Here is a 21,739-nt window from a genome sequence, read left to right on the forward strand (position 1 = left end):
GGTACTCGGTGTTCAGTTGTCCCCACGCGGTTTCAGGTATACGAAAGCCCGGACGTCAGGCTGAGATGCCGTCGATCCGGGCCATCGCGTCGTCGGCGCCGTACGGCTGCAGGTATGGCAGCCAGCGCGGGTCCCGGTGTCCGGTGCCGATGATGCGCCAGGCGAGACCGGTGGGCGGGGCGGGTTTGTGGCGCAGCCGCCAGCCGATCTCGAAGAGATGTCGGTCGGCCTTGGTGTGGTTGCAGCGACGGCACGACGCCACCACGTTGTCCCAGCGGTGCTGGCCGCCGCGGGATTTCGGGATGACGTGGTCGACGCTGGTGGCGGCGGCGCCGCAGTACATGCACCGGCCGCCGTCGCGGGCGAACAGTGCCCTACGGGTCAGTGGAACGGGCCCCCGGTAAGGGACCCGTACGAACCTCTTCAGCCGGACCACGCTGGGTGCGGGGACAGTAACGGTCGCGCTGTGCATGAAGGCGCCCGACTCCTCCAGGGAGACGGCCTTGTTCTCCAGGACGAGGACGAGCGCGCGGCGGAGCGGTACGACGCCGAGTGGCTCGTACGACGCGTTGAGTACCAGGACATGCGGCACGGATGCCTCCTTGGGCGTCGGCGGCGCGTGGCTCGCGCCGGGACGTTCTGTAGTCAGTCTCCCCTCTCGCCCGGCGGCTGCGCCACCACGTCCCGGTAACGGGCTGGGAGTGTTTTCGACCACACCTTGCGTGCATGACCCGGGACCTCACCCTCTTCATCCCCAGGTGAGCACGGTCTCTCCCTCGAACATGGCGCCGATCCGCACACGTTGCCCCGTTAGTGTGGTGGATCTGCCCTTCCGGTGACCTTTCCGTGACCTGAATGACGAGCTCACCGTCGAGCCGACCGCCGTAACCATCCGTACCGGGGGCAGGCCGCTTTGGAGGTACCCCCCGTGTCCTTGCCCGCCGTCCTACTCGCCGCCGGTCCGTCGCCGTCACCGACTCCCTCGGAGTCACCGACCGCGTTGGTCCCGTCGCTCCAGGACGCCCAGGAGAGCGCGACGAACGCCGCCAGCTGGGTCGAGCAGAACTGGTCCACCTGGCTGGCGATCGGCCTCAAGGTCCTGCTGATCGTGGTGATCGCGGCCGTGCTGAGAGCGGTGGTCCGGCGGGCGATCACCAAGCTGATAGACCGCATGAACCGGGCGGTCCAGGCTTCCGACGGCACGACCGGCAGTACGGCTCTCGGCAGCCTGCTGGTCAATGTCGAGCGCCGCCGTCAGCGTTCCCAGGCGATCGGCTCCGTGCTGCGCTCGGTGGCGAGCTTCATCATCCTGGGCACCGCGGCCCTGATGGTCCTCTCCGCCTTCCAGATCAATCTGGCCCCGCTGCTCGCCTCCGCGGGTGTCGCGGGCGTGGCGATCGGTTTCGGCGCCCGCAACCTGGTGACGGACTTCCTCTCCGGCGTGTTCATGATCCTTGAGGACCAGTACGGCGTCGGTGACACGATCGACGCGGGGGTGGCGTCGGGCGAGGTGATCGAGGTCGGCCTGCGCGTGACGAAGCTGCGCGGCGACCAGGGCGAGATCTGGTACGTCCGGAACGGCGAGGTCAAGCGCATCGGCAACCTCTCCCAGGGCTGGGCGACGGCCGGCGTCGACGTGACCGTCCGCGCGGACGAGGACCTGGAGCAGCTGAAGGCGACGCTCGACGAGGTCAGCGAGAAGATGAGCCGGGAAGAGCCCTGGAACGAGCTGCTGTGGGGCCCGATCGAGAGCCTGGGCCTGGACAGCGTCCTCCTGGACTCGATGGTGATCCGCCTCACGGCGAAGACCATGCCGGGCAAGTCCCTGACGGTGGAGCGCGAGCTGCGCTGGCGCGTCAAGCGGGCCCTGGACGCGGTGGGCATCCGCATCGTCGGCGGCACCACGGTCATCCCGGAGGAGGAAACGGCCGCCGACCCGACGGCAGCGGTCGCGGCCCCCTCGGCGTACTCCAACACCGCCTCCCCCCAGGCGGAAGCGGCGTCCCCGATCGCCCCGGCCCGGCCTGTCCGGTAGGCATCACCCGCCACGAAGCAGCCTTACGAGAGAGGCGGCGTCCCCGATTCGGGGGCGCCGCCTCCTGCATTGCCCTCTCATTGCCCCTTGACGTCCCCCTTGGTCCGGTTCTATCTTCTCGCCATCCGATAGGAAACCTTCCTAACAGTCATCGTGGCTGTGAAAAGCTGGGCACGGAAAGGCAGGTGCAGACACCCATGGCAGGAACAGCGGGCACGCCCGGCACCCCCAGCGTCCTGCGCGCCATGAACGACCGGGCCGCCCTGGACCTCCTCCTGGAGCACGGCCCCCTGTCCCGCACCCGGATCGGCAAGCTCACCGGCCTCTCCAAACCGACCGCCTCACAGCTCCTCGCCCGTCTGGAAGCGGCGGGACTGGTCCTGGCGACCGGCACCACCGAGGGCCGCCCCGGCCCCAACGCCCAGCTGTACGAGGTCAACGCGACCGCCGCGTACGCCGCCGGGCTCGACGTCACCCCCGAACGCGTCCTCGCCGCGGTCGCCGACATCACCGGCCGGACCGTGGGCGAGTACGCCCTGCCCACCCCCGGCAAACGCCCCGCCCGGCCCGTCGTCCAGCAGGTCACCGACGCCCTTGACGGCGCCGTCAAGGCGGCCGGGCTGGCCCGGGCCGACCTCCGGCGGCTCGTCATCGGAACACCGGGCGCCTTCGACCCGGGCACCGGCCGGCTGCGCTACGCCTCCCACCTCCCGGGCTGGCACTCCCCCGCCCTCCTCGACGAACTCGCCGCCGCACTGCCGATGCCGGTGGAGTACGAGAACGACGTGAACCTCGTCGCCATCGCCGAACAACGGCTCGGTGCGGCCAGAGGGCACGACGACTTCGTACTGCTCTGGAACGAGGGCGGACTCGGCGCCGCGCTCGTCCTCGGCGGCAGACTGCACCGCGGCTGGACCGGCGGCGCCGGCGAGGTCGGCTTCCTGCCCGTGCCGGGCACACCCCTCGTCCGGCAGGTCAGCAGGGCCGGCAGTGGCGGCTACCAGGAGCTGGCCGGTTCGCAGGTCATCCCCCGGCTCGCCCGCGAGCTGGGCATCACCCCGGTCCCGAACGGCCCGTACGCCGAGGTCGCCGCAGCCCTCGTCGGCCAGGCCGCCGACATCAACGCGGGCCCGCACAGACGGCTCCTCGAAACGTACGCGACCGGCCTGGCCACCGGTCTGGCCTCGCTCGTCTCCGTCCTCGACCCCGAACTCGTCGTCCTCAGCGGCGCCTCCCTCACCGCGGGCGGCGAACCCCTGCGCGGTCTGGTCCAGGCCGAGCTGGAGGAACTGGCCGCGGCCCGGCCCCGGCTGGTCGTGGGCGACGTACGCGAACACCCCGTGCTGCGGGGCGCACTGGAGAGCGCCCTCGCGACCACCCGCGACGAGGTCTTCGACACCTCCCGCTGAGCGGTCCCCCGCTCCCTGATTCACCCCTCACCAGTCCCGTGCCCCGCTTCGCCCTTCCCTGGGAGACCTCGCCATGCCCGGAATATCAAGAAAAGTCGCCGCCGCACTCGCCGTTTCCGCCTCGACGGCCCTCCTCGCCACGGCCTGTACGGGCCAGTCGTCATCGGGCGGGACCGACGACGCCTCCAAGGACACGACCATCACCTTCTGGCACGCCTGGAGCGCGCCGAACGAGGTGGCGGGCGTGAAGGCGCTGATCGCCGGCTTCGAGAAGGCCCACCCGAACATCCATGTGAACGTCGTCGGCAACATGACGGACGACAAGATGAACCAGGCCCTGCGCGCGGGCGGCAGCAAGGCACCCGACGTGATCTCGTCGTTCACCACCAACGGCGTCGGCAAGTTCTGCTCCTCGGGTGCGCTGGTCGACCTGGGCCCGCTCTTCGAGAAGTCGGGCATCGACCCGGCGACGACCTTCCCGAAGGCGATGAGCGAGTACACCCAGTACGACGGCAACCGCTGCGCCGTACCGCTGCTGGGCGACGCCTACGGCCTCTACTACAACAAGACCGCCTTCAAGAAGGCCGGGATCACCAGCCCGCCGAAGACCTGGTCCGAGTTCGAGGCCGACGCCAGGAAGCTGACCATCAGCAAGGGCGACACCTACTCCCAGCTCGGCTTCATGCCGAACTACCACGGCTGGGAGACGACCACCGAGCACTACATGGGCCAGTTCGGGCCGACGTACTTCGACTCGTCCGGCAAGTCGACGATCGCCACCGACCCGGCCGTCTCCGCCGCCTTCACCCTCCAGAAGAAGCTCGTCGACGACCTCGGCGGCTTCAAGAAGCTGGAGAAGTTCCGCTCCGGCCTCGGTGACGAGTGGGGCCCCAAGCACCCCTTCCAGACCGGCCAGGTGGCCATGCAGCTGGACGGCGAGTGGCGCCTCGGCATGGCGCTGGACGCGAAGCCCGACTTCGAGATCGGCGTCGCCCCGCTGCCCGTACCCGACGACCAGGCCGACCAGTACGGCAAGGGCTACATCACCGGCACCATCGCCGGCATCGCCGCCACCAGCAAGAAACAGAACGCGGCCTGGGAACTGGTCAAGTACATCACCACCGACACGGACGCGGTGGTCGGCTTCTCCAACGCGATCCACAACGTGCCCTCCACGCTCGCGGCCCTGAAGTCCCCGAAGCTGAAGTACGACCCGCGCTTCAAGACCTTCCTCGACATAGCCGCGAACCCCAACTCGTCCACCTCACCGGCCTCGATCAACGGCGGCGTCTACCTCACCACCATCCAGGAGCTCGGCTACGACTACGAGAGCGGCAAGGTCACCGACCTGAAGGCGGGCCTGAAGAAGGCCGCCGCACAGATCGACACGGACATCGCGCAGGCGAAGTGACCATGGCCACCACCCACACCCTGCGGGCGAAGCACCGGCGTTCGAGGCTGCGCACCCTCGCCTTCCTCTCGCCCTGGCTGATCGGTTTCACGGTCTTCTTCGCGTACCCGATGATCTCGACGGTCTACTTCTCGTTCATGCACTACGACGGCTTCAAGCCGCCGACCTGGGTCGGGACGAAGAACTGGAAGTACGTCTTCGAGTCCTACCCCTTCTTCTGGCCCGCCCTGCGCAACACCCTCTGGCTGGTCGTGATCATGGTGACCCTCCGTGTCCTGTTCGGACTCGGGATCGGCATGCTCATCACGAAGATCAAGACGGGCACGGGCGTCTTCCGCACCCTCTTCTACCTGCCCTACCTCGCCCCGCCGGTCGCCGCGACGATGGCGTTCACGTTCCTCCTCAACCCCGGTACGGGACCGGTCAACTCCATCCTGGAGAAGGCCGGAATCCCAGCTCCTGGCTGGTTCAACGACCCCAGCTGGTCCAAGCCGGCGCTCACCCTGATGTTCCTGTGGGGCGTCGGCGACCTGATGGTCATCTTCATGGCCGCGCTGCTCGACGTACCGAAGGACCAGTACGAGGCGGCGGAACTGGACGGGGCGTCGGCCTGGCAGCGGTTCCGGTTCGTCACGCTGCCCAACATCTCACCGATCATCATGTTCGCCGTCGTCACCGGCGTGATCGCGGCGATGCAGTGCTACACCCAGCCCCTGGTGGCCGGAAAGGTCGCCTCGGGAGTGATCCAGGGCGCGGGCACCATGTTCCAGCCCGGCTACCCCGAGCACTCCACGCTCACCCTCCCCCAACTCGTCTACAACCTCGGTTTCCAGCGCTTCGACTACGGCTCGGCCTGTGTCGTCGCCCTGGTGCTGTTCGCCCTGTCGATGGCGTTCACCGCGCTGTTGATGCGGCGCCGGGGCGGTCTCATCCAGGCAGGTGACTGACATGGCCCAGGACATGGCCCAAGTACTGGAACGGCCAGTGGAGTCGAAAACCCCGGCCGCACCCACGCCCGCCGAGCGCACGGCCCGCCGCAAGGCGCTCCTGCGATGGATCGCGGTCCACTCCCTCGGCATCGCGGCGGCGCTCTTCTTCACCCTGCCCTTCGTGTTCGTGTTCCTGACCTCGCTGATGAGCGACTCGCAGGCGCTCAGCCGGGACCTGATCCCGCACACCTGGGAATGGTCCAACTACCGCAAGGTCTTCGACACCCCCGGCTTCCTCACCTGGTGGAAGAACACCCTGATCTACGCCGGACTGGGCACCGTCCTGGTGGTCGTCTCGTCCGTCCCCGTGGCGTACGCGCTGGCCAAGTTCCGCTTCCGGGGCCGGAATCTGACGCTCATGCTGGTCATCTCGATGATGATGCTGCCGCCCCAGGTGGTCGTCATCCCGATGTACCTGTTCTGGGCGAAGCAGCTGGACCTGTCCGGCACCCTGTGGCCGATGATCATCCCGCTGGCGTTCGGCGACGCGTTCTCCATCTTCCTGCTGCGCCAGTTCCTGATGACCATCCCCAACGAGTACGTGGACGCGGCGAAGGTGGACGGCTGCGGCGATCTGCGCACCCTGCTGAAAATCATCCTGCCGATGGCCAAGCCCGGCATCGCCGCCATCGCCCTGTTCCAGTTCTTCAACGCCTGGAACGACTACTTCGGCCCCCAGATCTACGCCTCCGAGAACCCGGGCGCGTGGACCCTGTCCTACGGCCTGGAGTCCTTCAAGGGCGCCCACCACACCGACTGGAACCTCACCATGGCCGCGACCGTGCTGGTCCTGGCCCCCGTGATCCTCGTGTTCTTCTTCGCGCAGAAGGCGTTCGTCGAGGGCGTCACTCTCACCGGCGTAAAGGGTTGATCGCTACATGCTGTATCTCCCCGGGGGACGACCCCCGGACCCCCGGCCGATGAACAACGACGCCACCGGCGCCCGACAGCAAGGGAACTCTCAGTGAAACTCACCGTGGTCGGCGGCGGATCGACCTACACCCCCGAACTCATCGACGGTTTCGCGCGGTTGCGGGACACCCTGCCCATAGAGGAACTGGTACTCGTCGACCCGGCCGCCGAACGGCTGGAGCTGGTCGGCGGGCTCGCCCGGCGGATCTTCGCCAGGCAGGGGCACCCCGGGCGGATCGTCACGACGGACGACCTGGACAAGGGTGTCGAGGGCGCCGACGCCGTGCTGCTCCAACTGCGCGTCGGCGGCCAGGCCGCACGGCAGCAGGACGAGACATGGCCGCTGGAGTGCGGCTGCGTCGGCCAGGAGACGACCGGCGCGGGCGGCCTCGCCAAGGCGCTGCGCACGGTGCCGGTCGTCCTGGACATCGCCGAGCGCGTCCGCCGCACCAACCCGGACGCCTGGATCATCGACTTCACCAACCCGGTGGGCATCGTCACCCGCGCCCTGCTGGAAGCCGGCCACAGGACGGTGGGCCTGTGCAACGTGGCGATCGGCTTCCAGCGGAAGTTCGCCGCCCTGCTGGGGGTGACGCCGGCCGAGATCCACCTGGAGCACGTGGGCCTCAACCACCTCACCTGGGAGACGGGCGTCCGCCTGGGCGGCCCCGAGGGCGAGGACGTCCTCCCCCGACTGCTCACCGAACACGGCGACCGGATCGCCGACGACCTCCGTCTTCCGCGTTCGGTCCTCGACCGTCTGGAGACGGTCCCGTCCTACTACCTGCGCTACTACTACGCCCACGACAACGTCGTACGGGAACTGCGCACCAAGCCCTCCCGGGCGGCCGAGGTGGCGGCGATGGAGGAGGAACTGCTGCGGATGTACGGCGATCCGGCCCTGGACGAGAAACCGGAGCTGCTGGCGAAGCGCGGGGGCGCCTTCTACTCGGAGGCGGCGGTGGATCTGGCCGCGTCGCTGCTGGGCGGGGGCGGCAGTCCCTACCAGGTGGTGAACACGTACAACAAGGGCACGCTGCCGTTCCTGCCGGACGACGCCGTGATCGAGACACAGGCCGCGGTGGGCCGGCAGGGGGCGACTCCCCTGGCCGTCACGGCTGTCGACCCCCTGTACGCGGGGCTGATCGCCAACGTCACCGCCTACGAGGAACTGGCCCTGGAGGCCGCTCTGCACGGCGGGCGCAACCGGGTCTTCCGGGCTCTGCTCGCGCATCCGCTCGTCGGCCAGTACGACTACGCGGACACCCTCACCGACACCCTGATCGCGCACAACCGGGAGCATCTCGCGTGGGCATGACCGCACACGTCCTCGCCATCGACGCGGGCAACAGCAAGACCGACGTGGCGGTGGTCGCGGCCGACGGGGAGGTGCTGGCCACCGCGCGGGGCGGGGGGTTCCGGCCGCCGGCCGACGGTCTCGACACGGCGGTCGCCGGGCTGGCCGACGCCGTCGGGGAGGCCTTCAGCGCCGCCGCGGTCTCCTCCGTCGACCGGGTCTCGGCGTGTCTGGCGAACGCCGACTTCCCCGTGGAGGAGCGGCAGTTCGCCGCCGCGCTGCACGCGCGCGCGTGGGGCGCGAGTGTCGACGTGCGCAACGACACCTTCGCGATCCTGCGGGCCGGGATCACCGAGCCGCGCGGGGTCGCCGTCGTCTGTGGCGCCGGCATCAACTGCGTGGGGATGACCCCGGACGGCCGCACGGCCCGGTTCCCCGCGCTGGGGCGGGTCTCCGGCGACTGGGGCGGTGGCTGGGGCCTGGCGGAGGAGGCCATGTGGCACGCCGCGCGGGCGGAGGACGGGCGGGGCGGTCCGACCGCCCTGATGTCCACCCTGCCCGCCCACTTCGGGCTCACCTCCATGTACGCGCTGATCGAAGGCCTGCATCTGGGAGGCGTCGACAACGCCCGGCGCCATGAGCTGACGCCGGTGCTGTTCGCCACGGCGGCGGACGGTGATCCGGTGGCGTGTGCACTGGTGGACCGGCTGGCCGACGAGGTGGTGGCCATGGCCTCGGTCGCGCTGGGCCGCCTCGGTCTCCTCGAAGAGGAGACCCCGGTTCTGCTGGGCGGGGGTGTACTGGCGGCCCGGCACCCCCGGTTGACCGACCGCATCACCGAGCTGCTGGCCGCACGGGCGCCCAAGGCCTTCGCCCGGGTGGTGACGGCACGTCCGGTGCTGGGGGCGGCACTGCTCGGCCTGGATCACACGAACGCCCCGGCGGAGGTGCACGAGCGCGTACGACACTTCTACGAGGTCTGACCGCCTTCGTACGGGAACCGAACAGATTCCTCCTGCGTATTCATGGGCAGAGGGGTGGTGCGGGGAGCGCGCATGTGTCCGAATGCATGGCAGCGCGCCCCGGCACAACACCACTCACTGCGACACAACGCGGCCGCACTGCGATCCGATCAAGATCCAGTCAAGGCCGGTGCGGATTGTCAGTGCCGGGGGCGATACTGGCGCTGACGGATGACCATGGGGGAGGTCACAGTGACAGCTACGAGCAGCGCGGCACCACCGGCGCCCGACTCGCCGGACTCGCCCGGCGTGGCGGGCCTGCCCGCCATCCCCTCGCAGCCGGGCAGGGGTCCCGCTCCCGGGGTCCCCCAGCCCCCGCGCCGCACCGCCTTCGCGGAGGGCCTCGACCAGTTGCGGGCCGCCGCGACCACCGAGCCCGGGCGGCTGCGGATCATCGGCGCCCTGCTCGCCGTGCTCGTCGTCGCGTTCGGTGCCGTCACCGCCTGGCAGATGGCCGACCGTTCGTCCGCGGCGGACGACGTGCTGCACAACAGCCAGCCCCTCAGTTCGGCCGCCGCGGACATCTACAGCTCCCTCGCGGACGCCAACACCGCCGCCTCCAGCGGCTTCCTGGCCGGCGGTGCCGAGACCGCGACCTCCCGCCAGCGTTATCAGGAGGACATCCGCAACGCCGCCGCGAAGCTCTCCGCCGCCGCGACCAACTCCGAGCCGGACTCGGAGTCCGCGAGGACCATCGCCGATCTCAACAAGCTGCTGTCGGAGTACACGGGCTACATCGAGCGGGCCCGCGCCAACAACCGGCTCGGCTTCCCGGTCGGCGGCTCGTACCTGCGCCTGGCGAACGAGACGATGCAGGACAGGATGCTCCCGCAGGCGGAGAAGCTCTACGCCAAGGAGAACCAGCGGCTGCGCTCCGACTACGCGGACGCGACCTCGTACCCATGGGCGGCGATCGGCCTCGGCGTCGCCGTGCTCGGCGCCCTCGTCTGGGCCCAGCGGCGCAACTACCGGCGTACGAACCGGGTGCTGAACCACGGTCTGGTGGCGGCGACGGCCACGGCGACGATCGTCCTGCTGTGGCTGGTCGCCGGGCAGAGTTTCGCCCGCTCGGGGCTCAACGACTCCTACGACCACGGCATCCGCTCACTGAACGTGCTGCACGACGCCCGGATCGCCTCCCTCAAGGCACGCGGCAACGAGAACCTGACGCTGGTGGCGCGCGGCGCGGAGACGGTCAAACTGAGCGACGGCGAGGTCGTCGACGCGTACGACCACGACTTCGAGGGCGACATGAGCACGCTCGGCAAGGGCCTGGCCCAGGCCGAGAAGCTCGCCGACGACCAGGCGGGCAAGAAGCCGGTCACGTCGGCCGTGGGCGGTATGGAGGAGTGGAAGTCCCGCCACGACGAGGCGCAGAAGGCGTACGAGTCGGGAGACTTCCAGCAGGCGCTCGCCCGGGTCATAGGGGACAAGAGCGACAAGCCGACCGGCGAGTGCTTCGACAGCGTCGACCGGGCCCTGAAGACGGCGATCGGGCATGAGCAGTCGGAGTTCACGCAGGCGGCCGAGGACGGCCGGGGCGCGATGACGGGCCTCCCGGTGGGCGCCGCGGCCCTCGCCGTACTGGGCGCGGCCGGAGCGGTGCTCGGCATCGGACGCAGACTGTCGGAGTACCGCTGATGCGGTACGAGGAGCCACAAGCAGTACAGACGCGGTACGAAGCGGTACAAGGGAGTGCGGCGGCAAGGGAGTTCGGGCGATGAGAGGGGGCGTGACGATGAACGCACAAGGGCTTCGGCGGAGTCTGCGCACCGGTCTCCGGGTTCTGCGGGCCGGGCTGCGGGGCTGGGGCGGCGTGGGGGCCATGGCGGCCGTCTGCGCCCTCGCGGTGGCCTTCGCGCTGCTGCTCCCGCTGACCCAGTCGCAGGGTGACGGCGGTCCGGCGACAGGTGGCCAGGGGGTCGCCGAGGGCATTCAGGCGAAGGCCGCGGCGGAGTGCAAGAACCCTCAGGACCAGAGCCCGGCGCCGTCTCCGCTGGACGGGAAGACGATCGAGGCGATCAAGGCCCGCAAGGACCCGCGGCTGATCGTCGGAGTCGACCAGAACAGCTACCGCTGGGGCTACCGCGATCCGAACGGCGGCAGGTCGGCGGAGCTGGAGGGCTTCGACATCGACCTGGTCCACCGGATCGCGAAGGACATCCTCGGCGACGAGGACGCGGTCAAGTTCAAGGCCATCCCGACCAACCAGCGCATCCCGGCGATCAAGGACGGCCGCGTCGACATGATCGTCCGCACGATGACGATCACCTGTACCCGCCTGGACGACGTGTCCTTCTCCGCCCCGTACTTCCTCACCGGCCAACAGGTCCTCGCACTCAAGAACTCCACCATCACGGGGTACGACAAGACGCTGGCCGGCAAGCGGATCTGCTCGGCGGAGGGCTCCACGGCGCTCGAACAGCTGACGGCGGACAAGGCCGCGAAGAAGGCCGGGGTCGCCTCCGCCGACATCACGACGGTCGTCCCCAGCCAGCTCGACTGTCTCGTCCGCCTCCAACTCGGCCAGGTGGACGCCGTGGTGACCGACGGCGCGCTCGCCGCGAGCCAGGCGGCCCAGGATCCGACAGTGGAACTGAAGGGCGACACGTTCACCACCGACTACTACGGCGTGGCGGTGAAGAAGGGCGCGAACGACCTGGCGGCACGGGTCAATCGCATACTGGAGCAGTACCGCCAGGACGGCGGTTGGCAGTCGTCGTACGACAAGTGGCTGTCGCCGACACTGGGCAGCAGGTCGGAGTCGGCGAAGCCGCCGGTGCCCAACTACAAGTGACGTCCACCGACAGAACGACAGACCGACCGACGAGCCGACCGAACGAGCAACCACACGAATAGTCGAGGTGATCGATGGGCGTCACGGGAGCCACCGGGCCGGTGATGGACCGGGACGAGGTGGACCGTGCGCTGGCGCGGCTCGGCGCGGAGCACGAGGCGATCGAGACCTCGCTCCTCGCCCTCCAGGACCACGCGGGCCGCAGACTCCTCGAAGGCGCCGACCTCACCGGCACGACCAAGGAGCGCTGGACGTCCGTCGACGCGTCGATCACGCTGCTGTGGGCGTACTTCGACGCGTACTCGGACACGTACCGCTCCGCCCGTGACATCCGTTCGCGCCGCCGCTGGTCCAGCCGCGAGGACCTGGTGGAGCTGACCGAGCTGCTGCGCGGCGAGTGCGTCACGGTCGCGGGCAGCGCGACGGCGACGGCCAACGCGCCCACCCTGCACGGCACCGGGAAGCTCAGCCACCAGTTCTCGCTGGCCGCCCTGGTGGAGCGGATGAACGAGCTGTACGCGACCTCGCTGGACATGGTCGTCACCTCCGACGCGGTCTGGTCGGCCCTGCCCGCGCGGATAGATTTACTGGCCGCCGAGCTGCAGCGCACCCGCCAGCTGGCGCACTCCGTGGGCGTACGCCCCGGCGAGCACCCGGCGGGCGACGACCTGGAGCGCATCACACGCACCCTGACCGCCCTGCGCGAGCAGGTGATCTCCGACCCGCTGGCGTTCTGGCTGCCCGCGCAGGGCAGTTCGGCGCCCGGTGGCGGCCGTCCGGACACCACGGTGTACGACCGTGAGGCGCGCGCCCTGGAGGACGTACGCCGGGAGATCGACGCCGTGCTGACGGTCCGCCAGGACGCGGAGGCGCGGCTCGTGAAGCTGCGCGATGTGCTGTCCCGCGCGGACCGCACCCTCGCCGAGGCACGCAGCGCGCGCGGTGAGGTGCTGGCGAAGATCGCCGCGTCGGAGGTGCCCGCCGTCAGCGGCCCGCCCACAGCGCTGCAGGAGCAGTTGGCGATGGCCTCCGACTACCGCAGACACGCCCAGTGGCACCGTCTGTCGCCGCTCCTGGAGTCGCTGGAGGCGAAGGCGGAGGACGAACTGATGCGCGCCCGCGAGTCGTTGACGGCGGTCACACAGCCGCTGGCGGTCCGCGCGGAGCTGCGCGGCCGGCTCGACGCGTACAAGGCGAAGGTGGCCCGGCACGGCTTCGCGGAGGACCCGCTGCTGATCGAGCGGTACGACGCGGCGCGCCGCATGCTGTGGAGCGCGCCCTGCGACCTGCGGGTCGCGGAGCAGGCCGTGCTGCGCTATCAGCAGGCCGCCGCCGAGTACTTCGGCGGCCCGCGGGTGCCGGACCAGGCCGGACCCAGTGACCGGAGGGGGGACCACTGATGACCGGGACCGAACAGCAGAAGTGCCAGCGGCCCGACTGCGAGGGCAGTTACGAGGACATGGGCGGCGGTGAGCTGTACTGCGACATGTGCGGCCTCGCACCGGTCGTGTCGGCCGGGGGCATGGTGGGCTCACCGTCCACCGGGGTCGCCGGGAACGGCAGGCGGGGCTCGGGGAGCGGCAGTTCGTCCTCCAGCAGCTCCCGTGCCTCCGCCCGTACCTCCCGCACGTCCCGCTCCTCGCAGTCCCGCCGCTCGGTCTCCGGCCGCCTGTCGCGGTCCATGTCGGGGAAGGCGACGGGCCGTTCGGTGTCGGTGCGCAGCTCGGGCTCGACCGCCGGGTCCACCGGGCGCGGCCGGCTCGGCGCGGGCCTGGTCGAGGTGCCGGGCGTGCCGCGGCCCGACCCGCGCGCGATGGTGCTGGACAACCCGGAGGTGCCCGAGCGCAAGCGGTTCTGCTCGCGCTCCGACTGCGGGGCGCCGGTGGGGCGGGCGCGCGGCGAGGGCAGGCCGGGGCGTACGGAGGGGTTCTGCACGAAGTGCGGGCACCCGTACTCGTTCGTGCCGAAGCTGGCCGCCGACGACATCGTGCACGGCCAGTACGAGGTGGTGGGCTGTCTGGCGCACGGCGGCCTCGGCTGGGTCTACCTCGCCGTGGACCGGGCCGTGTCCGACCGGTGGGTGGTCCTCAAGGGCCTGCTGGACACCGGGGACCAGGACGCGATGGCCGCCGCGATCTCCGAGCGGCGCTTCCTCGCGGAGATCGAGCACGCCAACATCGTGCGGATCTACAACTTCGTGGAGCACCTGGACCAGCGCACGGGCTCCCTCGACGGCTACATCGTCATGGAGTACGTCGGCGGCAAGTCGCTGAAGGAGATCGCCAACGACCGCCGCACCCCGGCCGGCAAGCGGGACCCGCTGCCGGTGGAGCAGGCGTGCGCGTACGGCATCGAGGCGCTCGAAGCCCTCGGCCATCTGCACAGCCGCAACCTGCTCTACTGCGACTTCAAGGTCGACAACGCGATCCAGACCGAGGACCAGCTGAAGCTGATCGACATGGGCGCGGTCCGCAGGATGGACGACGACGAGTCGGCCATCTACGGCACGATCGGCTACCAGGCTCCGGAGGTCGCGGAGGTCGGCCCGTCGGTGGCGTCCGACCTGTACACGGTCGCGCGCACGCTCGCCGTCATGACGTTCGACTTCCAGGGCTACACGAACGTGTTCGTGGACTCCCTGCCGGACCCCGACCACATCGAGGTCTTCCGCCAGTACGAGTCGTTCTACCGGCTACTGGTCCGCGCCACCGATCCCGACCCGGCCCGCCGGTTCGCGTCCGCGCAGGAGATGTCCGAGCAGCTGACGGGCGTACTGCGCGAGGTCGTGTCGCTCCAGACGGGGCGGGCCAGACCCGCGCTGTCGACGCTGTTCGGGCCTGAGGTGAAGGTCACGGACTCCGAGCTGTTCGGCGCGCTGGACGGCGAGGTGTCGCGACTGGGCACGCGCGTGGAGACGCCCCGGAAGAAGTCCGCGTCACCGGCCGCTCCCGCCATCGGTGCCGCCACCAGGGCGCTCACCGGTACCCCGCGTCTCGTCAAGGCCATCGACGCCGGTGCCGCCGCGCTCGCGCTGCCCGTGCCGCGCGTCGACCCGACCGACCCCAACGCGGGCTTCCTCGCGGGGCTGTTGGCCTCGGCGGCCGGGGAGCTGATCGCGGCCCTCGCGGTGGTGCCGGCGCCGTCGACGGAGACCCGGCTGCGCGAGGTGCGGGCCCGGCTGGAGCACGGGGACGCCGCGACCGCCACGGAGTCGCTGGTCAGACTGGAGGAGGAGCGGCCCGACGACTGGCGGGTGGTCTGGTACCGGGGCGTGGCCGCGCTGGTGACGGGCGATCACGAGGGCGCCGCGCTGTCGTTCGACGCGATCTACGACGCCTTCCCGGGCGAGAGTCCGCCCAAGCTGGCCCTCGGGCTGTGCGCGGAGGTACTCGGGCAGCTCGACAACGCGGCCGAGTACTACCGGCTGGTGTGGACGACCGACCCCAGCTATGTGAGCGCCGCGTTCGGTCTGGCCCGCGTCCAGTTGGCGGCGGGCGACCGCCGGAGCGCCGTGACGACGCTGGAGTCGGTTCCGGAGGCGTCCATCCACTACACGGCGGCCCGCGTGGCCGCCGTACGGGCGCGGCTGCGGCAACGGACCGCCGTCGCCGCCGACGCACCGTTCCTGGACGATCTGATCGCGTCCGCCGGGCAGGTGGAGGCTCTGGGCGGATACGGTCTGGACGCGGTCCGGCGGGAGCAGCTGTCGGCGGAAGTCCTCGGCTGCGCGCTGGACTGGATACTCTCCCATGGCCAGGGTTCCGCCCCTCCTGCCGTCGGGGGGCGGGTGCTGCTCGGCAGTGACCTGGACGAGCGTGGTCTGCGCTTCGGGCTGGAACGCTCGTACCGGACGCTGGCCCGGCTCGCGCAGGGCGGCGAGGAGAGGATCGACCTGGTGGAACGCGCCAACCGTTACCGCCCCCGGACGTGGGTGTAGTTGATGTCCCAGATGCCCCAGCCACCCCAGCCGCCTCAGCCGACGGCTCTGTCCCGGTGCCCGAGCTGCGAGGAGCCGCTCGACTCGGGCGACCGGTTCTGCGGCGCGTGCGGGTACGACCTGTCGGCCGTGCCCCCGCGTCCCGGTGACTCCCCGACGCTCACCCTGAGCGGCGCCCTCGTGTCCGCGCCGCACCCGCCTCCGGAGGCCGCTTCCGTGGACTGGCCGCATGCTCCCGAGACCAGCAGCTCCGGCATCCCGGCGCCCGTTCACCTGGCCACCGACCTGCCGGGCACCGACTCGGGCGGGACCGTGCTCCCGCCGGTGCCCGGGCTGCCGCCCACGGGATCACCGGTCTCCCCGGCCACGGGCGTACGGTTCGACCGGCCCGCCGGCGGCGAGCCCGACGAGTACCCGCTCCAGGCGCCCGCCCCGCGCCCGGCCGAGGCCTCGACGCCCCCGGCCGGCACCAAGGTGTGCGTGGCCTGCCGGGCGGGCCGGGTCGACACCGACGGCTACTGCGAGAACTGCGGACATGCGCAGCCGCGCGAGCGCGACCACATGGAGGACGAGGTCGGCCCGCTCGCCGCGGTCACCGACCGGGGCCTGCGCCACCATCGCAACGAGGACGCGTACGCGATCTCCCACACCACGCTGCCCGACCGCGCGCCCGCGCTGGTCGCGATCGTCTGCGACGGCGTCTCCTCGGCGACCCGCCCCGACGAGGCCTCGCTGGCCGCGTCCCGGGCGGCCGGCGACTCCCTGATGGCGGCCCTGCCCCTGGGCACCCACCCGCAGCAGGCGATGCACGACGCGATCATCGCCGCCTCGCACGCCGTGAACGCGCTGGCGGACGAGTCCGGCGGTGCCCGCGAGCACGCCCCGCACCAGAACTCCCCGGCCTGCACGCTGGTGGGCTCCGTCGTCACCCCGACCCTGCTGGTCGTCGGCTGGGTCGGCGACAGCCGCGCCTACTGGGTCCCGCTGGACCGCTCCACCGCCCCGGCCCGGCTCACCGAGGACGACTCGTGGGCCGCGCAGATGGTCGCCGCGGGCCTGATGAACGAGGCGGAGGCGTACGCCGACGAGCGCGCCCACGCCATCACGGGCTGGCTCGGCGCGGACGCGTACGAGCTGGAGCCGCACACCGCGTCCTTCAAGCCGGACCGGCCGGGTGTGGTCGTGGTGTGCACGGACGGGCTGTGGAACTACGCGGAGGCCGCGGACGAGCTGGCCGAGGTTCTCCCGCCGGACGCCGCCTCACGCCCGCTGCACGCCGCCCGGGTCCTGGTCGGCCACGCCCTGGACGGCGGGGGCCACGACAACGTAACAGTGGCCGTCGTGCCGTTCCCCGCCCCGCCGCCGGGGGCAGGATCCGCCTGAGGGCACTGACACGGGGGTGTCCGCAGCAGGACCGGAGGGGACTGGTCCGCATACAGTCACTGCTCCACGGATGTGGGGTTCTCGAGGGGGAGCGAAGCACGCATGGCCAATTTCTCGAAGTCGAACGTGCCGCAGTTCTCGGTCGACGTCTACCAGAACGAGTATCTGCCCGACGGCGGCCGTGAGGTCAGCGCGATCGTGACGGTCACCGCGACCGGCGGTGGCACGGTCGGCACCGGTGTCTCGGCGCCGCACCTCTACTCACCGGGCCAGGGCCCGGACGCGGCCGTGGCGATCATGGTCGACTGTTCCGGCTCGATGGACTACCCGCCGACCAAGATGCGGGGCGCCCGGGAGGCGACGGCCGCCGCGATCGACGCCGTGCGCGACGGGGTGCACTTCACGGTGATCGACGGCACACACGTCGCCAGGGAGGTCTATCCGGGCGGTGGGCGGCTCGCGGTCGCCGACGCGACCACCCGCGAGCAGGCCAAGCAGGCGCTGCGCCGGCTGAGCGCGGGCGGCGGCACGGCCATCGGCACCTGGCTGCGCCTCGCCGACCGTCTGCTGTCCTCGTCCGAGGTCGCCATCCGGCACGGCATCCTGCTCACCGACGGCCGCAACGAGCACGAGTCGCCGGAGGACCTGAAGGCGGCCCTGGACTCCTGCGCCGGCCGCTTCACCTGCGACGCGCGGGGCGTGGGCACCGACTGGGAGGTCAAGGAGGTCACCGCCATCGCCTCCGCGCTGCTGGGCACCGCCGACATCGTCGCCGATCCGGCCGGCCTCTCCGCCGACTTCACGCAGATGATGGAGACGGCCATGGGGAAGGAGGTCGCGGATGTCGCCCTGCGGCTGTGGACCCCGGTCGGTACGGAGATCAAGTTCGTCAAGCAGGTCGCGCCCACCGTCGCCGAGCTGACCGACCGCCGCATCGAGGCTGGACCGCGCGCCGGTGACTACCCCACCGGTTCCTGGGGGGACGAGTCGCGCGACTACCACGTGTGCGTCGAGGTGCCCTCCGCCGGCCTGGGCCAGGAGATGCTGGCCGCCCGTGTCTCCCTGGTGATCCCGCAGCCCGACGGCAGCGCCCAGAACCTCGGCGCGCAGGGCCTCGTACGGGCCGTGTGGACCGACGACATGGCGGCCTCGACGTCGATCAACCCACAGGTCGCGCACTACACAGGTCAGGCGGAACTGGCACAAGTCATCCAGCAGGGTCTGGACGCCCGCAAAGCGGGTGATGTCGACGGCGCAACGGCCAAGCTGGGACGGGCCGTTCAGCTCGCCAGCGCCTCCGGAAACGCGGATACTGCGAAACTGCTTGCGAAGGTGGTGGACGTGGTCGACGCCGCGGCAGGTACTGTGCGACTGAAGGCGAAGGTCGAAGAGGCCGACGAGATGACGCTCGAGACACGGTCCACAAAGACTGTTCGTGTAAAGAAGTAGATACACAAAACGTAGCGAAGAGGAGAGGGGGAAGCGCCGACATGCCGACCTGCCCGAACGGACACCAGTCGGGTTCCGACGACTGGTGCGAGGTCTGCGGTCACCGCATGGCCGGTGCCGTGCCCCCGCCCCCGCCGCCACCCCCGGCGCCCGGTTACGGCTATCCGCCGCCGGGTTCCGCCACCGGCGCGCCCGGCAGCCGCTCGCACCTGTCGGCGGTTCCGGACGCCGAGCAGGAGCTGTGCCCGCAGTGCCGCACCCCGCGTGAGGGGGGCGCTCCGTTCTGCGAGGAGTGCCGGTGGAACTTCCTGACGAACACGGCGACCTCGTACACCCCGGCCGCCCCGCGCCCGCCCGCGCCCGGACCCGGTCAGGGTCAGGGGTACGGCGCGGGTCCCGGTGGCGCGGGCCCCGGCCAGCGGTTCCCGTCCCCGCCGCCGCCCGGCCCGTCCTACGGTGGTGGTGGTGACGGTTACGACTACCAGAGCTCGCGCCCGTCACAGATCAACCGTCCCGCCGAACCGATCCCGCCCTTCGGCAGCGACCCGTCGCGCCCGGTCCCCCCGCCGCCGGGACCCACCCCGGGTGCACCCGGTGGCCCCAGCGGACCTGGTGGACCTGCTGGACCTGGTGGTACGTCCGCCGGCGGGCCGCAGGGTTACCCGCCCAGCGGGCCCGGTGGATCGCAGGGATACCCGCAGTCGGGTCCGCCCCCCACGTCCGGCGGGCCCCAGGGCTACCAGCCGCCCGGCGGCCACCGCGCGTCCGGTGGCGCTCCGCAGGCGTTCCAGCCGTCCGGCCCGCCCTTCCCGTCCGCGTTCCCCCAGGAGACGGGCCGCCCCGGTGGTCCGCAGACCGGTCCCGGCGGCTACGGCGGCGGTGACGACGACTGGGTGATCTCCCCGCCCTCCGGCGGCCCCGGCGGACCGTCCGCCCCGCAGCAGGGCGGCGGCTACGGCTATCCGCAGCCCGGCTCGACCCAGGCCCCACCCGCGCCCGGCGGTGGCTACGGTCAGCAGCAGCCGCTGTCCTGGTCCGCGACGATCGGCCCGGACCGCGAGTACTTCATGGCGATGATGCAGCGCTCCGGCCCCGAGGCCGCGGGCCTGAACCTGCCCGCGTACTCGCCGGAGCAGCGGCGTCCGCTCACCGGCAACCAGATCACGATCGGTCGCCGCCGTCACTCCACGGGCGAGTCTCCCGACATCGACCTGGCGGTACCGCCGGAGGACCCGGGCGTCTCGCACCAGCACGCGGTGCTGGTCCAGCAGCCCGACGGCAGCTGGGCGATCGTCGACCAGAACTCGACGAACGGTACGACGGTCAACAACTCCGAGGAGCCGATCCAGCCCTTCGTCCCCGTACCGCTGCAGGACGGCGACCGGGTGCACGTGGGCGCGTGGACGACGATCACGATCCGCCGGGGATAGGCGGGACAGGACGCGGCCAGGCCGCGGACAGGGCCGTCAGACGGGGAGGGGCCAGGCGTACGGACCTGTGGGTTCGTCGAGCCAGGCCCACTCCCGGTCACCGCTGACGGTGATCCCGTAGCGCTCCCGTACGGGTCGGTCCTCGCGCTCCCACAGCGCGTACGCCTCATGCGGGTCCAGGCTGCCCCGGGTGAGCGTCAGCAGGAACCGGAACAGCTCGTGCTCGCGCGCCCGGGCCGGGAGTGCGCCCAGGTGCGGGACGGCGGGCTCCGGCCGGCCCTCCCCCCGCAGCGGCACGAAATAGGCGGACGTGTGCAGGAAACGGCCCTCGGCGTGCTCGGCGTCGAGAACCGTGAGGGCGGCCAGGCCGGTGGCGAACGGCGTCAGGATGCGGGCGCCGGGGCGGCACTGGGCGAGCCACGCGCGTGGGACCGAGGTGAGCGTGCAGGTCGCGATGATCCGGTCGAAGGGGCCGCGCTCGGGCACTCCGCGGGCACCGTCGCCGGTGACGACGACCGGACGGTGTCCGGCGGCGGCCAGATGCCGGCGGGCCGACTCGGTGATCTCCGGGTCGAGATCCACCGTCGTGACGAGCGCGTCCCCGAGGCGGTGGGCGAGCAGCGCCGCGTTGTACCCCGTACCGGCGCCGATCTCCAGCACGTTGTGCCCGTCCTCGACCCGCAGTTCGGCGAGCATCATGGCCATGAGCGAGGGCTGACTGCTGGAGGAGACCAGTTCGCCGTCGCGCACCCGGGTCGCGAGCGGCGCATCCGTGTAGGCGCCACGCATCCAGCGCTCCCGCGTGCGCGGGTCGGGACTCCCGCCCCACAGCCGCTGTCGGCCGGACACGGCACCGGCGTAGTAGTACGGCACGAACAGATGCCGCGGCACCGCCTCGAACGCCTCCCGCCAGACCGGGTCACGGTCCCAGGCCCCGCTCGCCTCGATCACCCGCAGGAGCTCCGCCCGCGCCGAGGCGGCGAGATCGTCGAGGTCGTCGTCCCTGCCCTCGTGGACAGCGTGCGCGCTCATACGTCCACTGTCCTGCGCCCGACGCCGTGACGCGAGCGCCGAAACCGGCCCACCCGGAACCGGACGTTCGGTGCGCGGCCCGGACGGGTTGGTCCTAGGCCTTGAGTCCTCGGTCCCCTCGTCTGAGACCATGGAGAGGTGCTGCATCTTCCGGGGGACAACCCCGGACCCCCGGCAGAAAGTGCCTGGGGCCGACCAGAGCGACATTTGCGAGGCCTAACCGACGTGAACGAGATTCCGCGCGGCACGCTTCAGGAGCAGACCTTCTACGAGCAGGTCGGCGGCGAGGAGACCTTCCGGCGCCTCGTGCACCGGTTCTACGAGGGTGTCGCCGAGGACCCGCTGCTGCGGCCCATGTATCCGGAGGAGGACCTGGGTCCGGCCGAGGACCGGTTCACGCTGTTCCTGATCCAGTACTGGGGCGGCCCCACGACGTACAGCGAGAACCGCGGCCACCCCAGGCTGCGGATGCGCCACGCCCCCTTCGCCGTCGACCGGGCCGCACACGACGCGTGGCTGAAGCACATGCGGGTCGCCGTCGAGGAGCTCGGCCTCTCCGAGGAGCACGAGCGGACGCTGTGGAACTACCTGACGTACGCGGCCGCCTCGATGGTGAACACCGAGGGCTGAGCGGCT

At 71.1% G+C, this 21,739-nt stretch carries 17 protein-coding genes; 15 read left to right on the forward strand and 2 right to left on the reverse strand.

The window, feature by feature from the left end; all coding sequences use genetic code 11:
• Nucleotides 1–55: 55 nt before the first annotated feature.
• Entirely contained in the window at nucleotides 56–592 is a 537-nt protein-coding gene (locus tag OHN74_RS14210; protein WP_164320750.1) for an HNH endonuclease, read from the reverse strand.
• Nucleotides 593–928: 336 nt separating this feature from the next.
• Between OHN74_RS14210 and OHN74_RS14215 the strand changes: the two genes are divergently transcribed.
• The 14 genes from OHN74_RS14215 to OHN74_RS14280 all read left to right on the forward strand — a co-directional run bounded on the left by OHN74_RS14215 (nucleotide 929) and on the right by OHN74_RS14280 (nucleotide 20,071).
• Nucleotides 929–2,035, forward strand: coding sequence for a mechanosensitive ion channel family protein (locus OHN74_RS14215; RefSeq protein WP_327694936.1), 1,107 nt, complete (start codon nucleotides 929–931; stop codon nucleotides 2,033–2,035).
• Nucleotides 2,036–2,232: 197 nt separating this feature from the next.
• Nucleotides 2,233–3,444 carry an ROK family transcriptional regulator gene (locus OHN74_RS14220; RefSeq protein ID WP_327694937.1) on the forward strand — a complete coding sequence of 404 codons (1,212 nt, stop codon included), beginning with the start codon at nucleotides 2,233–2,235 and terminating at the stop codon, nucleotides 3,442–3,444.
• A gap of 73 nt (nucleotides 3,445–3,517) precedes the next feature.
• Complete coding sequence (locus OHN74_RS14225; protein ID WP_327694938.1) at nucleotides 3,518–4,855, forward strand: ABC transporter substrate-binding protein; 1,338 nt, start codon at nucleotides 3,518–3,520, stop codon at nucleotides 4,853–4,855.
• Between the two features lie 2 nt (nucleotides 4,856–4,857).
• Complete coding sequence (locus tag OHN74_RS14230) at nucleotides 4,858–5,802, forward strand: carbohydrate ABC transporter permease (RefSeq protein WP_327694939.1); 945 nt, start codon at nucleotides 4,858–4,860, stop codon at nucleotides 5,800–5,802.
• A 13-nt stretch (nucleotides 5,803–5,815) separates the two neighbouring features.
• Nucleotides 5,816–6,715, forward strand: coding sequence for a carbohydrate ABC transporter permease (locus tag OHN74_RS14235; protein WP_327700115.1), 900 nt, complete (start codon nucleotides 5,816–5,818; stop codon nucleotides 6,713–6,715).
• A gap of 93 nt (nucleotides 6,716–6,808) precedes the next feature.
• The gene (locus tag OHN74_RS14240; protein WP_327694940.1) at nucleotides 6,809–8,074 is read left to right on the forward strand and encodes a 6-phospho-beta-glucosidase; all 1,266 of its coding nucleotides are present in this window, start codon (nucleotides 6,809–6,811) and stop codon (nucleotides 8,072–8,074) included.
• The gene (locus OHN74_RS14245) at nucleotides 8,065–9,036 is read left to right on the forward strand and encodes an N-acetylglucosamine kinase (RefSeq protein WP_327694941.1); all 972 of its coding nucleotides are present in this window, start codon (nucleotides 8,065–8,067) and stop codon (nucleotides 9,034–9,036) included. The genes OHN74_RS14240 and OHN74_RS14245 overlap by 10 nt, the downstream gene beginning before the upstream one ends.
• A 216-nt stretch (nucleotides 9,037–9,252) precedes the next feature.
• Complete coding sequence (locus OHN74_RS14250) at nucleotides 9,253–10,716, forward strand: hypothetical protein (protein WP_327694942.1); 1,464 nt, start codon at nucleotides 9,253–9,255, stop codon at nucleotides 10,714–10,716.
• Between the two features lie 97 nt (nucleotides 10,717–10,813).
• Nucleotides 10,814–11,872 carry a glutamate ABC transporter substrate-binding protein gene (locus OHN74_RS14255; protein WP_327694943.1) on the forward strand — a complete coding sequence of 353 codons (1,059 nt, stop codon included), beginning with the start codon at nucleotides 10,814–10,816 and terminating at the stop codon, nucleotides 11,870–11,872.
• Nucleotides 11,873–11,946: 74 nt separating this feature from the next.
• Nucleotides 11,947–13,272, forward strand: a complete 1,326-nt coding sequence (locus OHN74_RS14260; protein ID WP_327694944.1) for a hypothetical protein — start codon at nucleotides 11,947–11,949, stop codon at nucleotides 13,270–13,272.
• The gene (locus OHN74_RS14265; RefSeq protein WP_327694945.1) at nucleotides 13,272–15,809 is read left to right on the forward strand and encodes a serine/threonine-protein kinase; all 2,538 of its coding nucleotides are present in this window, start codon (nucleotides 13,272–13,274) and stop codon (nucleotides 15,807–15,809) included. Before OHN74_RS14260 ends, OHN74_RS14265 begins: the two co-directional genes overlap by 1 nt.
• A complete protein-coding gene (locus tag OHN74_RS14270; protein ID WP_443060392.1) occupies nucleotides 15,810–17,192 on the forward strand; it encodes a PP2C family serine/threonine-protein phosphatase in 1,383 nt (460 codons plus the stop codon).
• A 102-nt stretch (nucleotides 17,193–17,294) separates the two neighbouring features.
• Nucleotides 17,295–18,641 carry a vWA domain-containing protein gene (locus tag OHN74_RS14275; RefSeq protein ID WP_327694947.1) on the forward strand — a complete coding sequence of 449 codons (1,347 nt, stop codon included), beginning with the start codon at nucleotides 17,295–17,297 and terminating at the stop codon, nucleotides 18,639–18,641.
• 41 nt (nucleotides 18,642–18,682) lie between these two features.
• Complete coding sequence (locus OHN74_RS14280) at nucleotides 18,683–20,071, forward strand: FHA domain-containing protein (RefSeq protein ID WP_327694948.1); 1,389 nt, start codon at nucleotides 18,683–18,685, stop codon at nucleotides 20,069–20,071.
• A gap of 36 nt (nucleotides 20,072–20,107) precedes the next feature.
• On the opposite strand, the gene OHN74_RS14285 is transcribed toward OHN74_RS14280, so the two are convergent.
• Nucleotides 20,108–21,103 carry a methyltransferase domain-containing protein gene (locus OHN74_RS14285; protein ID WP_327694949.1) on the reverse strand — a complete coding sequence of 332 codons (996 nt, stop codon included), beginning with the start codon at nucleotides 21,101–21,103 and terminating at the stop codon, nucleotides 20,108–20,110.
• A 225-nt stretch (nucleotides 21,104–21,328) separates the two neighbouring features.
• Between OHN74_RS14285 and OHN74_RS14290 the strand changes: the two genes are divergently transcribed.
• On the forward strand, nucleotides 21,329–21,733 hold the full coding sequence (locus OHN74_RS14290; protein ID WP_327694950.1) for a globin: 405 nt from the start codon (nucleotides 21,329–21,331) through the stop codon (nucleotides 21,731–21,733).
• Nucleotides 21,734–21,739: the final 6 nt, after the last annotated feature.

The organism is Streptomyces sp. NBC_00459, from assembly GCF_036013955.1.
Classification (GTDB): domain Bacteria; phylum Actinomycetota; class Actinomycetes; order Streptomycetales; family Streptomycetaceae; genus Streptomyces.

Excerpts from the sequence above, each read along its gene's own strand:
- OHN74_RS14225 (WP_327694938.1), top strand. The coding sequence starts at position 3,518 with ATGCCCGGAATATCAAGAAAAGTCGCCGCCGCACTCGCCGTTTCCGCC.
- OHN74_RS14255 (WP_327694943.1), top strand. The coding sequence starts at position 10,814 with ATGAACGCACAAGGGCTTCGGCGGAGTCTGCGCACCGGTCTCCGGGTT.
- OHN74_RS14280 (WP_327694948.1), top strand. The coding sequence starts at position 18,683 with ATGCCGACCTGCCCGAACGGACACCAGTCGGGTTCCGACGACTGGTGC.
- OHN74_RS14285 (WP_327694949.1), bottom strand. The coding sequence starts at position 21,103 with ATGAGCGCGCACGCTGTCCACGAGGGCAGGGACGACGACCTCGACGAT.
- OHN74_RS14265 (WP_327694945.1), top strand. The coding sequence starts at position 13,272 with ATGACCGGGACCGAACAGCAGAAGTGCCAGCGGCCCGACTGCGAGGGC.
- OHN74_RS14235 (WP_327700115.1), top strand. The coding sequence starts at position 5,816 with ATGGCCCAAGTACTGGAACGGCCAGTGGAGTCGAAAACCCCGGCCGCA.
- OHN74_RS14275 (WP_327694947.1), top strand. The coding sequence starts at position 17,295 with ATGGCCAATTTCTCGAAGTCGAACGTGCCGCAGTTCTCGGTCGACGTC.
- OHN74_RS14220 (WP_327694937.1), top strand. The coding sequence starts at position 2,233 with ATGGCAGGAACAGCGGGCACGCCCGGCACCCCCAGCGTCCTGCGCGCC.
- OHN74_RS14260 (WP_327694944.1), top strand. The coding sequence starts at position 11,947 with ATGGGCGTCACGGGAGCCACCGGGCCGGTGATGGACCGGGACGAGGTG.
- OHN74_RS14250 (WP_327694942.1), top strand. The coding sequence starts at position 9,253 with ATGGGGGAGGTCACAGTGACAGCTACGAGCAGCGCGGCACCACCGGCG.
- OHN74_RS14230 (WP_327694939.1), top strand. The coding sequence starts at position 4,858 with ATGGCCACCACCCACACCCTGCGGGCGAAGCACCGGCGTTCGAGGCTG.